Source organism: Streptomyces sp. TSRI0281 (assembly GCF_001905125.1).
In the GTDB taxonomy this organism is placed as follows: Bacteria; Actinomycetota; Actinomycetes; order Streptomycetales; family Streptomycetaceae; genus Streptomyces.
Genome location: NZ_LWLE01000010.1, coordinates 118523 through 132201, shown reverse-complemented (window position 1 = coordinate 132201; position 13679 = coordinate 118523). Strand labels below are relative to the sequence as shown.

General features: G+C 71.6%; 11 protein-coding genes and 2 pseudogenes. 10 read left to right on the top strand and 3 right to left on the bottom strand.

What is annotated here, in order from left to right; genetic code table 11:
* The 3 genes and pseudogenes from A6A29_RS46605 to A6A29_RS16955 form a co-directional block, all read left to right on the top strand.
* Positions 1–700, top strand: a pseudogene (locus A6A29_RS46605) (amino acid permease); the annotation flags it as partial.
* A gap of 272 nt (positions 701–972) precedes the next feature.
* Positions 973–3121, top strand: a pseudogene (kdpB, locus tag A6A29_RS16960) (potassium-transporting ATPase subunit KdpB).
* A 135-nt stretch (positions 3122–3256) separates the two neighbouring features.
* Complete coding sequence (locus A6A29_RS16955) at positions 3257–4045, top strand: GNAT family N-acetyltransferase (protein WP_073720919.1); 789 nt, start codon at positions 3257–3259, stop codon at positions 4043–4045.
* Positions 4046–4140: 95 nt separating this feature from the next.
* Here A6A29_RS16955 and A6A29_RS16950 read toward each other — a convergent pair whose 3' ends face one another.
* The gene (locus A6A29_RS16950) at positions 4141–5178 is read right to left on the bottom strand and encodes an NlpC/P60 family protein (protein ID WP_073720918.1); all 1038 of its coding nucleotides are present in this window, start codon (positions 5176–5178) and stop codon (positions 4141–4143) included.
* Positions 5179–5646: 468 nt separating this feature from the next.
* Between A6A29_RS16950 and A6A29_RS16945 the strand changes: the two genes are divergently transcribed.
* From A6A29_RS16945 to A6A29_RS16930, 4 genes are all read left to right on the top strand, one after another.
* Complete coding sequence (locus A6A29_RS16945; protein ID WP_073720917.1) at positions 5647–6015, top strand: BlaI/MecI/CopY family transcriptional regulator; 369 nt, start codon at positions 5647–5649, stop codon at positions 6013–6015.
* Complete coding sequence (locus A6A29_RS16940; RefSeq protein WP_073720916.1) at positions 6012–6950, top strand: M56 family metallopeptidase; 939 nt, start codon at positions 6012–6014, stop codon at positions 6948–6950. Before A6A29_RS16945 ends, A6A29_RS16940 begins: the two co-directional genes overlap by 4 nt.
* Positions 6951–7246: 296 nt before the next feature.
* A complete protein-coding gene (locus tag A6A29_RS16935) occupies positions 7247–8227 on the top strand; it encodes an LLM class F420-dependent oxidoreductase (RefSeq protein ID WP_073720915.1) in 981 nt (326 codons plus the stop codon).
* A gap of 239 nt (positions 8228–8466) precedes the next feature.
* On the top strand, positions 8467–9702 hold the full coding sequence (locus tag A6A29_RS16930) for a serine hydrolase domain-containing protein (RefSeq protein ID WP_073720914.1): 1236 nt from the start codon (positions 8467–8469) through the stop codon (positions 9700–9702).
* 56 nt (positions 9703–9758) lie between these two features.
* On the opposite strand, the gene A6A29_RS16925 is transcribed toward A6A29_RS16930, so the two are convergent.
* Complete coding sequence (locus A6A29_RS16925; RefSeq protein ID WP_073720913.1) at positions 9759–10253, bottom strand: MarR family winged helix-turn-helix transcriptional regulator; 495 nt, start codon at positions 10251–10253, stop codon at positions 9759–9761.
* Between the two features lie 126 nt (positions 10254–10379).
* Between A6A29_RS16925 and A6A29_RS16920 the strand changes: the two genes are divergently transcribed.
* The 3 genes from A6A29_RS16920 to A6A29_RS16915 are packed head-to-tail and all read left to right on the top strand — an operon-like array spanning position 10380 to position 12171.
* Positions 10380–11192, top strand: a complete 813-nt coding sequence (locus A6A29_RS16920; RefSeq protein ID WP_079182802.1) for a cyclase family protein — start codon at positions 10380–10382, stop codon at positions 11190–11192.
* Positions 11189–11335, top strand: a complete 147-nt coding sequence (locus A6A29_RS45260; RefSeq protein ID WP_158074405.1) for a hypothetical protein — start codon at positions 11189–11191, stop codon at positions 11333–11335. The genes A6A29_RS16920 and A6A29_RS45260 overlap by 4 nt, the downstream gene beginning before the upstream one ends.
* On the top strand, positions 11332–12171 hold the full coding sequence (locus tag A6A29_RS16915) for a class I SAM-dependent methyltransferase (RefSeq protein ID WP_073720912.1): 840 nt from the start codon (positions 11332–11334) through the stop codon (positions 12169–12171). Before A6A29_RS45260 ends, A6A29_RS16915 begins: the two co-directional genes overlap by 4 nt.
* Before the next feature lie 115 nt (positions 12172–12286).
* Here A6A29_RS16915 and A6A29_RS16910 read toward each other — a convergent pair whose 3' ends face one another.
* On the bottom strand, positions 12287–13495 hold the full coding sequence (locus A6A29_RS16910) for a cytochrome P450 (protein ID WP_079182801.1): 1209 nt from the start codon (positions 13493–13495) through the stop codon (positions 12287–12289).
* Positions 13496–13679: the final 184 nt, after the last annotated feature.

Here is a 13679-nt window from a genome sequence, read left to right as displayed (position 1 = left end):
GGTGTGTTCGTCGGCTTCACGATCTGCCAGGTCGGGATGGTCAGGCACTGGTACGGGCAACGCCCCGCACACTGGCAGGCCAAGGCCGCCCTCAACGCCCTGGGCGCCCTGCTCACCGGGGTCTCTGCGGTCGTCGTCACCGCCACCAAGTTCACCGAGGGCGCCTGGCTGATCGTCCTCGCCCTGCCGCTGCTGGTCCTCGGCTTCGAGAGGATCCACCGCAGTTACGCCCGGATCGGTGCCCGCCTGGAACTGGGCCGCATCCCGCAGCCGCCGCGACAGGAGCACTCGGTCGTCGTCGTGCCCGTCTCCGGACTCTCGAAGCTGACCTGCCGTGCCCTGACCGCCGCCCGGTCCCTGGGCGAGGAGGTCCTCGCCGTCACGGTCACCCACCCCGCCCCCGAGGACCGGAAGGCGGCCGAAGCGCTGCGCCGCGACTGGGAGTTGTGGAACCCGGGCGTCGAGCTGATCGAGATCGAGGCACCCACCCGCTCGCCCGGGCGCCCGGTGTCCGCGTATGTGGGAGAGCTCGCCCGGTCGCATCCCGGCGCCCAGGTGACCGTCCTCATTCCCGAGACCGAACCGGCCAGGCTCTGGGAGCGGCTGCTGCAGAACCAGCGCAGGCGCCGTCGTCGCCCATGCCGTACGCCGCGACACCGACGCCGTGATCTGCCGGCTCCGATTCCGCGTCACTCCCTGACGGCGGCCCGCGGCCCCGACGGGTGCGCACCGCGGTTCCGACGGGCGCGCGCCGTAGTCCCGACGGGTGCGGCCCGCGGCCCCGACTGGTGCGCGCCGTGGTTCCGGCGGGCGCGCACCGCGGCCCCGACTGGTGCGCGCAGCAGTCCCGACGACCGTCCGACGGGCTTTGTCCGCCTCTCGCCGGCAGGACGTCAACTCACCTCGCCCATCAGGGCATTCACCCGGACCGGGCAGGAGTTGCCCTGCCCGAACCCAGCAGAAGGTCCCGCCATGCCTCCCGCCGCCACCCAGCACGTTCCCCCGGCCCCCGGGGCCCCTCGGCACACCCCGGCCACCCGGCCGCCCCGCACCCGCGTCCGCCCGGCGAACCCGCTGGAGACCGAGCGGCTCGCGGCCTCGGCCGTGGAGGCCGTACGCAAGCTCCATCCGCGCGCACTGGCCGCAAAGCCCGTCCTGTTCGTCGTCGCCGTCGGCTCCGTACTCACCACCGCGTCGGCACTCGTCCATCCGTCCGTCTTCACCTGGGTGATCAGTGTCTGGCTCTGGCTGACGGTGATCTTCGCCAACTTCGCGGAGGCGGTCGCCGAGGGGCGCGGCCGGGCCCAGGCGGAGTCCCTGCGCAGGGCGCGTACGGAGACCGTCGCGCTGCGGCTGGAACACTGGACGTACGGGATGAATCCGCGCCGCGCGGAGACCGAGGCGGTGACCCCCGGCGAGCTGCGGCCCTTCGACTTCGTGGTCGTGGAGGCGGGCCGGCCGATCCCCGCCGACGGCGATGTGGTCGACGGGACCGCCATGGTGGACGAATCCGCCGTCACGGGCGAATCGGCGCCGGTGCTACGGGAGTCGGGCGGAGACCGTTCCGGTGTCACCGGCGGTACGACCGTCCTGTCGGACTCGATCGTCGTACGGGTCACCTCGCACCCCGGGCACAGCTTCATCGACCGCATGATCGCCCTGGTCGAGGGGGCCTCCCGGCAGAAGACCCCGAACGAGATCGCCCTCAACATCCTGCTGGCGGCCCTGACCGTCATCTTCATCCTGGTGGTCGTCAGCCTGCAGCCGATGGCCGGATATGCCGGAGCCGCGCAGTCCACCACGGTCCTGGTCGCCCTCCTCGTCACGCTCATCCCCACCACCATCGGCGCGCTGCTCTCGGCGATCGGCATCGCGGGCATGGACCGGCTGGTCCGGCGGAACGTCATCGCGATGAGCGGCCGCGCGGTGGAGGCGGCCGGAGACGTGGACACGCTGCTGCTCGACAAGACGGGCACCATCACCTTCGGCAACCGTGAGGCGAGCGACTTCATCCCGCTGCCGGGAGTCGAGTCGCTGAAGCCGGCGGACGCCGCCCAGCTGTCCTCGCTCGCCGACGTGACCCCGGAAGGCCGGTCCGTGGTGGCCCTGGCCCAGCGGCACGGTCTTCGGCCGCCGGGAGGGTGAGTTGAGTAACCCGAGGTTCGTCGGGTTCAGCGCCCGCACCCGGATGAGCGGCGTCAACCTGACCTGGGACAGCGGCGCGGGCTGTGCGATCCGCAAGGGCGCGACGGCGCAGGTGGCCGACTGGGTGACGATGCGCGGCGGGACGGTGCCGCCCGAGGCCGCGGAATGGTCCGCGTCCGTGTCCGCCTCCGGGGCGACGCCTCTGCTGGTCGCCGTCCACGACGGGGACGGTCCCCGCGTCCTCGGGATCATCCGCCTCAAGGACGTGGTCAAGGAGGGAATCCGGGAGCGTTTCGCGGAGCTGCGGAGCATGGGCATCCGCACGGTCATGGTGACCGGGGACAACGAGCTGACCGCGCGGGCGATCGCGGCCGAGGCAGGTGTGGACGAATATCTCGCGGAGGCGACGCCCGAGGACAAGATGGCTCTGATCAAGCGGGAGCAGGCGGGGGGCAAGCTGGTCGCGATGACGGGTGACGGGACGAATGATGCTCCGGCTCTGGCTCAGGCGGATGTGGGTGTGGCGATGAACACCGGTACCTCGGCCGCGAAGGAGGCCGGGAACATGGTGGACCTGGACTCCAATCCGACCAAGCTGATCGAGATCGTCGAGATCGGCAAGCAGCTCCTGATCACCCGCGGCGCGCTCACCACGTTCTCCATCGCCAACGATGTCGCGAAGTACTTCGCGATCATCCCGGCCATGTTCGCGTCGGCGTACCCGGACCTGGAGGCGCTGAATGTCATGGGCCTGCACAGTCCGACCTCGGCCATCACCGCCGCGATCAGTTTCAACGCGCTGATCATCATCGCGCTGATCCCGCTCGCCCTGCGCGGGGTCCGCTACAGGCCCGCCTCGGCGCACGACCTGCTGCGCCGCAATCTCGCGGTGTACGGGCTGGGCGGCCTCGTCCTGCCCTTCGTCGGCATCAAGCTCATCGACACCCTGGTCTCCGCCGTCCCCGGCCTCGGCTGAAGCCCGTACCGCCTTGGCCGAAGCCCGTACCGCCTCGGCTGAAGCCCGTACCGCCTGGGCCGAAGTCTGGTCGGTCCCGGACTCGGTTTCCGCCCCTGCCCCCTTCTTTTCCCTCCCGCCCCCGAGGTGGCTCACATGATCGAACTCCAGCCCGCCCGTCTCCCCGATCTCGCCCACTGGTTCCCCGTCGGAGCACCGGGCGTCGCGGCTCTCGCCGAGCATGTGCGCGCCACGGGCAGCGGTCGCTGGTGGGCCGATCGGGCCGTCGACCCGCGGGTCGTGGCCGTCTCGTCCGGGGGCCACGCGCTGCTGCGCGGCAACCCGCAGGCGCTCGCTCCGGCGGCGCTCGCCCCGCTGGCCTCCCTGCGCGTCCAGGCCCCCGCGCGCTTCCTGCCGGCCCTGAGCCAGGCCTTCACGCGCCTCGATCCGGGGGAGCGGATGGTCTACGTCCAGCACGCCTCCGCGCTTCCGGCACGTCCCCCGCGCGGCGTTGCCGTACGGCGGCTCGTGGCGGAGGACGCGACGGCGTCGGCCGGACCCGGCGGCGACGCGCGACGCCTCCACGCGACCTGGGGCGGCCCCCACCCGTTGGCCGCGTCCGGGGTCGCCTGGGGCGCCTTCCCCCGGGGCGGGCTGCTCGCGGTGGCGGGTACCTGCGTCCTGGGCAGCCGTTACGAGGACGTCGCCGTCCTCTCGCCCCCCGACCGGCGGCAGCACCTCGCGCTCGCCTGTGTCACGGCGCTCTGCGCGGACATCGCCGCCCGTGGACGTATCCCCACCTGGACCTGTTCCCGCGACGACCGCCCCGGCCGGCTGCTCGCCTGGCGGGCCGGTTTCCGGCTTGAGCGCGAGTACGTCGAGTACGCCACCGGCGATCCGGTCCGGGCCGATGAGGTGTCAGGACCGGCTCACGCACGCGCCTGAACGAACGCGCCGCCGCGTACGCGGGTGCGGCCCCTTCCATGCCCCCGACCCCTTCCACGCCCCCGACGCCCTCCATGCCCCCGTCGCGTCGAGGGTCAGAAGCGCACACCCCACATGAACGGCATGCCGCTGCGCGCGATCGATTCGTAGCGGACCTGGGCTCCCGGTTTGGGTGCGTGAAGGATCTGGCCGTTGCCGGCGTAGAAGCCGACGTGGCTCAGGTCGGTGCGCATGATGATGAGGTCGCCGGGCTTGAGGGCGCTCAGTGAGTCGATGCGGGTACCCGCGTTCGCCTGGGCCTGCGAGGTGCGGGGTATGGAGACGCCGGCCTGCTTGAAGGCCCAGGAGGTCAGGCCCGAACAGTCGAACGAGCCGGGCCCGGTCGCGCCCCACACGTACGGCATGCCGACGCGGCTCTTGGCTGCCGCGAAGGCCGAGGAGGTACGTCCGGAGGCGCTGGCCTCGTTCCCCAGAACGGTGCGGTCGCTGGCGCGGTTGGCGCGCTCCTCCTTGGCGGCGACCTTGGCCCGCTCCTCGGCGGTGAGGGTGTTGAGGAGCTGCTGGGCCTTGGTGAGCTTGCCCTGGATCTCCTTCTTCTGGCGCCCCATCTCGGCGCGTACGTTCTCCAGGTCCCCGAGCTTCTCCGCTGCCTGCGTGCGCTGCTGCCGCAGGACGCGCTGCCTGCTCTCGTACGCCCGGAGAACGCTGATCTGACGGTCGCTCAGCCGGTCCATGAGGGAAGCCTGATCCAGATAGGCATCGGGGTCGGACGAGAGCATCAGCTGTACGGAGTGGGTGATGCCTCCGCCGCGGTACTGAGCGGCGGCTATCGTGCCGACCCGGTCGCGCAAGGTGTTGAGTGCCTCCTGTTTGCGGGCCGCCGTGTCCTGGAGGTCGGCGACCTGCTTCTGGAGGGTGTCGGCCTTCTCCTTCGCGCCGTTGTACTTCTCCGTCGTCTGCGTGGCCTCCTCGTAGAGGCGATCGACCTGCGCCTGGACGCCCTTCTTGTTCGGGTCCGGCAGCGGATCGGCCGACGCGGGCTGCGCCGAGAGGGCGACGGCCGCGGCGGCGGTGGCCGTCAGCACGCTCGTGTACGCCTGGTGGGGCGGCTTGGGACGGCGGTGGGACGCCACGATGGGGCCAACTCCTTCTTCCTCGGCTGCCTTCCTGCCGCAGCCGGGACGGCGGATGCGGGCGGTGCGGCGCTGCGGATACGGCTGTGCTGCGGATACGGCTGTGCTTGCGGATACGGCCGGTGACCGGCGAGGTAGCGGGTTCGCCGGGTCCGGAGTCCCGGAAGTCAGGAAAATACTAAGTGGCTTAGCACTTGTATTCCAAGTGCCGTCGCGCGTCAACGGTGTGGTGTACCGCTCGTTGAAGGGGTGAACAGGGCGTCGCAGTCACCTCCTGGTCGTCGAGATACTACTAAGACACTTGGCGGATTGAGTGCGCGGGGAGGTGCCTGCATCGTGCGCGCGCCGGAGGGCGGGTCCGGCGGCCGGTCCGGTGGGCGGCAGGCTCCGGCCGTGGCGGTGGCGAGACTACGATGAGCGGATACCGAAGCCCGGACGGCGCGCTTCCGGGGGTGAGGGGGAGCGTTCGTGCGTCAGCTGGGTGAGCTGGAGGCGGAGATCATGCACCGCCTGTGGGCCTGGGGGCGGCCCGCGACCGCACGTGATGTCCTGACCGACCTCAACAAGAAGCGCCCCATCGCCTACAGCACGGTCAAGACCGTCGCCGACATCCTGTACGGCAAGGGCATGCTGCGCCGCGAGAAGGACGGGCGGGCCTGGGTCTATGAGCCCACCTGCACGCGCCAGCAGTACACCGCGACCCTGATGCAGCAGGCGCTCGGCAGCAATCCCGACCCCGCGGGCGCGCTGCTGAGCTTCGTGGAGCAGATGTCGCCCGGCGAGGCCGATGCCCTGCGCGCCGCTCTGCGTACGGCCAAGAGGCGGGCCGACGGATGACCGCGGCCGTGGCGCTGGCCGGATACGCCCTCCTGGCCGGAGTCGTGGTGCCGGCCGTTCTGTCACGGGCGCGGTGGCCCCACCGGGCTCCGGCGGTCGGGGTCCTGGCCTGGCAGGGGTTGATGGTGACGTTCGTCGTCTCCACCGCCCTGGCGGTCTACCACCTGGTCGTCCGCGAACACCATGTGCACGACGGTTTCCTCGGGCTGCTGAGCGCCTGCGGACTCGCCCCTGACGCCACGACCGCCCCGAACTCCCCGCCGGACGACTCCTCGCCCCTCGGTGCCGCGGCCGTTCTGCTGGCCCCGGCGGCGATCGTGCTGCTCCCCTCGGCCTGGCTCGTCCGTACGGCGGCGCGTGCCCGCCGTGCCCGTCGCCGTCACCTCGATCTGCTCACCCTGGTCGGCCTTCCGGCTCCCGAGTACGGCGCCACCGTCGTGGAGCACGGCGTGCCGGCCGTCTACTGCTTGCCGGGACGCTCCTGTCGCGTGGTGGTCACCCGGGGCGCGCTGGATGTGCTCTCGGAGGCGCAGTTGCGCGCCGTGCTGGAGCATGAGCGCGGTCACCTCGTGGGCCGCCATCATCTGCTTCATATGGAGACGGAAGCGTTCGCGCTCGCCTTCCCCGGTCTGCCCCTCGCCCGGCACGCCAAGGAACAGACGGCCCTCCTGCTGGAGATGGCGGCGGACGACCGGGCCCTGCGTTCCCACCCGCGGGAGGTGCTCGCCGCCGCGATGTGCGAGGTCGCCGGTGGTCAGGCCCCGCACGCCGCGCTCGGTGCGGCGGGTGCCGGGGGCGCGGGGGTGCTGATCCGGCTGCGGCGGGTCCTCGCTCCCCAGCCGGAACCCCACCGGGTGACATGGCTCGGAATCGTGGCGGCGTCGGTGCTCGCCCCGCTGCTGCCGCTGTTCCTCGCGTGCGGGCCCGCGGTCTGACGCGTCCTGCGGATCTGGCCGGTCCTGCGGGTCCGGCGGGATGGCCAGTCCGGCGGGTCCTGCGGGTCTGACCGGTCCTGCGGGTCTGACCGGTCCGGCCGGGCTGGGCGCGGCCGTGTGTACGTGGTCGGTGGGGTGCCGTTGACACGCCCCGCCCCTCCCTCGATACTTCGACGAACATAGAACACTCGAATCATTGAGGGTTCCTGGCGAATTCCCGGCGGATTCCCTGCGGACTCGCGGCGGATTCCCCGCGGGTTCCCGGTGGTTGACGAAGTGTGGGGCGAGAGGAAGACATGAAGCGTCATGGAGTGACGATCCCGCTCGATTCCGTGCCGCTGTCGGGCCATCGGCGGATCATCGAGGAACTGCCCGATCTCGGCTACACCGATGCCTGGACGGGTGAGGCCGCCGGGTACGACGGGTTCACCCCGCTGGCTCTCGCGGCGGCCTGGGCGCCGTCGTTGCGGGTGGGTACGGCCGTGGTTCCCGTACAGACCAGGGGGCCCGCCCTGCTGGCCATGACGGTGGCGACACTCGCCGAGGCGGCGCCGGGGCGGGTCGCCGTGGGGGTCGGCTCGTCGGGCCCGCCGTTCGTCACGCGCATCAACGGCATTCCCTTCGAGCACCCCTACCGCCATGTCCGGGACACCGTGCGGTTCTTGAAGGCGGCGCTGGCGGGCAAGTCGGTGCAGGGCGTCTTCGACTCGTTCACCATCGAGGACTACCGGCCCGCCCTGCGCCCCGATCCCGTGCCGCCCGTGCTGGTCGGGGCGCTGCGGCCGCAGATGCTGCGCCTGGCGGCCCGGGAGGCGGACGGTCTCGTCACCAACTTCCTCGCGGTGGAGGATGTCCGGCCGGTGCTGGAGGCGATGGGGCCGGAAGGGGTGGGCAAGGAGGTGGTCGCCCGGCTCTTCGTCTGTCCGACCGCGGACACCGCGTACGCGCGGGCGCGGGGCCGGGCGATGCTGGGGCCGATCCTCAACGCGCGTACGTACTCGGCGTTCCACGGCTGGCTGGGGCGCGACGAGGAGTTGGCCGCCTCCCGTCGCGCATGGGCTCGCGGGGACTTCCGGGGTGCCTGCGAGGCAGTGCCCGACGCGCTCGTGGATGCCCTGCTGGTGCACGGCAAGCCCGCCGCGTGCCGGGAGCAGGTGGCCCGCTATGTCGACGCCGGGGTCACCACCCCCTTGCTCGCGGTGCTCCCTGCCCCGGAGTTCGGCGCCGGGCCGGACGGGATGCTGTCGGCGCTGCGGGCGTTGGCCCCGGTGGACTGAGGATGCGCGCGGCCTGAGATGCGCATGGCCTGAGGTACGCGCGGCCTGAAGGTGCGCATGGCCTGAAGGTGCGCGCGGTCCGGAGGTGTGTACGGCCTGAAGGCGTCCTGGGGCGGCGGCTGTTCGCGGACTGCGGCCCTTGTTGGGCGGCGCGGTTGATTCTATAGTTCTATTTATTGCGAACTTTCAAACCAGTCGGGTCCGGCTCAGTCGTCCGGTCCGGCTCGTCAGGAGGCGAAGTGTCCCGCATCAAGACCGAGGTGGACCCGGCGGAGGTAGGGCTGAGTCCCGACCGTCTCCGCCGGATCGACGACTATCTGTCCGCGTACGTGGACGACGGACGGCTGCCCGGCTGGCAGCTCGCCGTGACCCGGAACGGCCGCGTCGCCCACCTCGCCGAATACGGCTCACGGGACGTGGAGAACGGCCTCCCCTCACACGGGGACACCCTCTACCGGGCCTGGTCGATGACCAAACCGGTCACCTCGGTGGCCGCCATGATCCTGGTCGAGGAAGGCGCGATCGGACTCCAGGACCCGGTCTCCCGGTACATCCCCGCCTTCGCCGACGTACGCGTCTACCAGCGGGGCCCGGTGGACCGGCCGGTGACCGTGCCCGCCGCCGAACCCATCCGCGTACGCCATCTGCTGAGCCACACCTCCGGACTCACCTACGGCTTCCACCGCGCCCACCCCGTGGACGAGATCTACACGAAGAACGGTTACGAATGGGCCACCCCGCCCGGCCTCGACCTCGCTGCCTGCTGCGAGCAGTGGGCCGCCTTCCCCCTGCTCTTCGAACCGGGCAGCGCCTGGAACTACGGGGTGTCCAGCGACGTACTCGGCAGGGTCGTCGAAGTCGCCTCGGGCCAGAGCCTGGAGGACTTCTTCGCCCGGCGCATCCTGGAACCCCTGGGGATGGAGGACACGGGCTTCTTCGTACCGCCGGAGAAGGCCGACCGGCTCGCCGCCTTCTACACCGCCGACCCCTCGACCGGCCGGGCCGTCCGTAACGACGGACTCGGGGCCGGGGCCCTGCACCGGCCCGCCGCGCTCTCCGGAAGCGCCGGACTGGTGACCACCCTCGCGGACTACCACCGCTTCACGCAGATGCTGCTGGGGGAGGGGAACTTCGAGGGGCAGCGTGTCCTCGGGCCCCGCACCCTGCGGCACATGCTGCGCAACCACCTGCCCGGTGGCGCCGATCTCCAGAGCGTCGGGCGCCCCGTCTTCTCCGAGATGCCGACCGCCGGAGTCGGCTTCGGGCTCGGATTCGCCGTGGTCGAGGACCCGGCACAGGCCGGTGTCGTGGCAGGTCCGGGGGAGTACGGGTGGCACAGCGCCGCGGGAACGGTCTTCTGGGTCGACCCGAAGGAGCGGCTCACCGCCCTGTTCTTCACCCAGCTGATGCCCTCCAGCGCCCACCCGCTGCACGGGCGGCTCAGGCAGCTCGTCAACCAGGCCATCGTCGACTGACGGGCCGGACGCCCGGCGACGGTGCCACTCCTGCGCAGGGGCGGCCGTCCGGCGGGTCAGTTCACGTCGAGGATCTTGCCGACCAGCCGGGCCAGGGTCCTGCGCTCGGCAGCGGTCAGAGCCTCGAACGCCCGGTCCAGCAGATGCGGGACACCGTTCTCCGCCTCTTCGAGCGCCGGTCCCGCCTCGGGGGTCAGCGTCACGGCATAGGCCCGGCGATCCCGGGGGTGCCGCTCACGCCGGACCAGCCCGGAGTCCTCCAGGCCGTCGATACAGCCGACCATCACGCTCCGGTCGATCCGCAACTGCTCGCTCAGCTCCTGCTGCGAACAGGGGCCGACATCGTTCAGCATCTTCAGTACGAGGTGCTGGGCGACGGTGAGGTGGTGACCGGACAGCTCCTCGTCGATCGTCCGGGCCACCAGCGTGGTCGCACGGCACATCGCGATGTCCGGACGCTCCTGCGCCAGCTTCGAGAAGTACTGACCCCGTCCCCCGTCCTCCGGCTGCCGGCTGGGCGAAGCGAGGCGGGAAGGCTGCGTGGCGGTCATGGCGGTTCCTCCTGTGGTCCTGGACGGCGGGCCATCCGGGCGCATTCCAGATTGTCCATCCCCAGAACGTTTTCCCTCCCCAGTCTAGCGTCGACTCCCGGAAGCCGACGGAACGGAAGGTTCTCCATGTGCAACCCCCAGACCATCGCCGCCTCGGTTCCGCCGGAATCCGGCCGCCCCTCCGGGCAGAGCCCCGACGATGCCCGGCAGAACACCCCCGCGGCCCCGCGGGTGACACTGCCCACCGGCACGGTCCGTGACCTCACCCATGTCGTCGGCCCCGACTGGCCGGTCTTCGACCTCTACGTCCGGCCGATGGAGATCAGGCCGCTGGCCAACCTCGCCGAGCACGAGTACAACGCCCTGGAACTGACGTACAACGAGCACATCGGCACCCACATCGACGCGCCCCTCCACTTCGACGACGACGGTCTGTCCGTCGAACGGATTCCGGTGGAGACCCTCGTCGCCCCGCTCGCCGTCGTCCGGGTCGGGGAGCGCGCGGCCCGCGACCATGTCACCGAGCTGACCGTGGACGACCTCCTCGCCTGGGAGAGCCGCAACGGCAGGATCCCCGACCGTGCCCTGCTCGCCGTGGACAACGACTGGGCCGTACGCATCAACACCCCCGGCGCCTTCCTGAACTTCGACGAGAAGGAGGGGCTCTACCGCTTCCCGGGGATCTCCGTGGAAGCCGCCGCCTTCCTCGTCGAGGAGCGCTCCGTGGTCGGCGTCGGTACCGACTCGCCGAGCCTGGACCCCGGCTCCCGCCCCGCCGACCCGTACACCCACCGGGTGCTGCTCCCCGCGGGCAAGTACGGCGTCGAGTGCCTGGCGGGCCTGGACACCGTCCCGGACGTCGGCGCCGTCGCCGTCGTCGGCGCTCCCCGCCACGCGGGCGGCACCGGCGGACCGGCCAGGGTGCTGGCCTTCCTGTGAACCGCCCGCAGTCGATCCGCCCCCAGTCCTACCGTCCGCCGCTGATCCGCCTGCCGCTGATCCGTCTGCCGCTCACCATCGACCACCGGACCGTCCCGTCCTCGTCCCGCGCACGTCCCGACGCCAAGGAGACCCAGGTATGAGCACCTCGCCCGCCCCCGATGCCACCACGACCGCCGAACGCTGGGAATGGAACCAGGAGCGCTACCGGGACGGCGTCTTCAGCCATGCCGTCGCCACCGAACGGGAACGGCTGAGCCTCCTGGAGTCCGTACTCGACCACCACACCCGCGCCCGCTTCGAAAGCCTCGGCCTGACCACCTGCCACCGGGTGCTGGAGGTCGGCGGCGGTGGCGGGTCCGTCGCCCGCTGGCTCGCCGGCCGCGGCGCCGAGGTGACCGTCACCGACCTCGACACGACCTTCCTCGACGCGCTCGGCGAGGAAGGGGTCCGGGTGCTGCGCCACGACGTCTACACCGAGGACTTCCCGCCCGGCTCCTTCGACTTCATCCACGCCCGGTACGTCGTGATCCATCTGCCCGACCCGGAGAAGGCGCTGGCCAGGCTCGTCGAATGGCTGGCGCCCGGCGGTGTGCTGGTGCTGGAGGAGCCCGCGTTCTTCCCGATCAAGGACTCCCCGCACCCGGCGTACCAGAAGGTGATGCGCGCCTTCCGCGCCCACCTGGAGAGCGCCGTCGGTACGGATACGGAGTGGGCGCGCTCCTTCCCCGTGCCGTTCGAGGGCAAGGGCCTGGCCAAGATCGGCTACGACGCGCGGTTCCAGCAGATCAAGGGCGGCGACGACGAGGCCCGCTGGTGGCAGCTGACCCTGGAGCAGACCCGGGAGGCGGTCGTCGCCGAAGGGCTGGCCACGGACGACGACTTCGCCGCCGCCTACGCGGAGCTGGCCGACCCGGGGTTCCAGGACCTCTCCCTGGCGGTCTTCACCGCGTGGGGCATCAAGGAGTCCGGGGCCTGACCCGCCCCGCCGCATCACGAAGGAGCGCCGGACGGGCAGATCCCAGCCCGTCCGGCGCTCCTTCGTGTGGCAGACCCGCCTCAGCCCGTCGGGCGCGGCCGGGTGCGGGGCCCTGTCACCATTCCACGGGCAGGGACTTCGGCCGCAGGGTCAGCAGCCCACTCAGCCACTCCACGTCCTCGGCGGGGACGGCGAGCCGCAGTGAGGGCAGCCTCTTGGCCAGGACCCCGAAGGCCACCTGGAGCTCCATCCGAGCCACTCCGACGCCGGGGCAGTAGTGCGTGCCATGACCGAACGCCGCGTGCACCGCGTCGGTGCGGGTGATGTCCAGTTCGTCGGGGCGTGAGACATGGCGGGTGTCGCGGCCCGCCGCGTGCATCACCGGAATGACACCCTCACCGGGCGCGATCGTGGTGCCCCCGAGTTCCAGTTCCTCCGTCGCGACGCGCATGAAGCCGATCTCCGACGGCGGTGCGTAGCGCAGCAGTTCCTCGGTGGCTCCGGGCACCAGGTCCGGGTTCTCGCTCAGCAGCCGCCACTGGTCGGGGTGGCGCAGCAGCTGGTAGAGCGCGCGGACGATGGCGCTGACCGTCGTGTCGTGCCCGGCCACCAGCAGGTTGATGCCGAGCCAGACCAGCTCGCGCTCGCCGAGGCGGTCGTTGTCGTCGCGGGCGGTGATCAGGGCGCTGAGCAGGTCGTCGCTGGGGGCTTCCCGGCGCTGGGCGACCAGCCCGGCGACGTAGGCGGCCGACTCGGAGCGCGCGGCGAGACGTTCCTCGGGGGTGTGCGCGGTGATGCTGACCAGCCGGTCCGTCCACTCCTGAAGGCGCTCACGGTCCTCGACGGGCGCCCCGACCATCTCGCAGATGACCCAGACGGGCAGGACGGCGGCGAAGTCGTGGTGCAGATCGGCGGGGCGCGGGCCCGCCTCCAGCCGGTCGATGAGCTCGTGGGCGATCTCCTCGACCCTGGCCCGCCACTTCTCCGCCTTGCGCGGGGTGAAGGCGGGCGCGATGAGCCGGCGCAGCCTGGCGTGGTCCTCGCCCTCCTGGTTGAGGAGGTTGTAGGGGTTGTCGGAGAAGTCCTCGCCCTTGACCGTACGCACGGCTCCCGGTTCGCGCAGGGCCGCGCGGGAGAGCCTGCGGTCGGCCATGGCGGCCACGACCTCGTCGTAGCCCGTGACCATCAGGGCGGTGTCCCCGCTGGGCAACTGGACCCGGGTGACGGGGCACTTGGCGCGCAGTTTCTCGTACTCCTGCGGCGGCTCGGCGAACGGCCTCACGGGGAAGGGGTATTGGGGCAGGGTCAGGGGCTGGTCGGTCACGGGGACTGCCTCTCTGCTGCGGGGTCGGGTCGGGACGGGGCGGTCGGTGTCGTTCGTGGGGACGGTCTGCGTGATCGGGGCGGGTCGGTCGGTGCGGTTCGTGGGGACGGTCTGCGGAGTCGGGGCGATGGGGCGGGCCCGGTCCGCGCGTCGCGTCTGTGGGGCGGGGTCGGTCCGCGGGGCC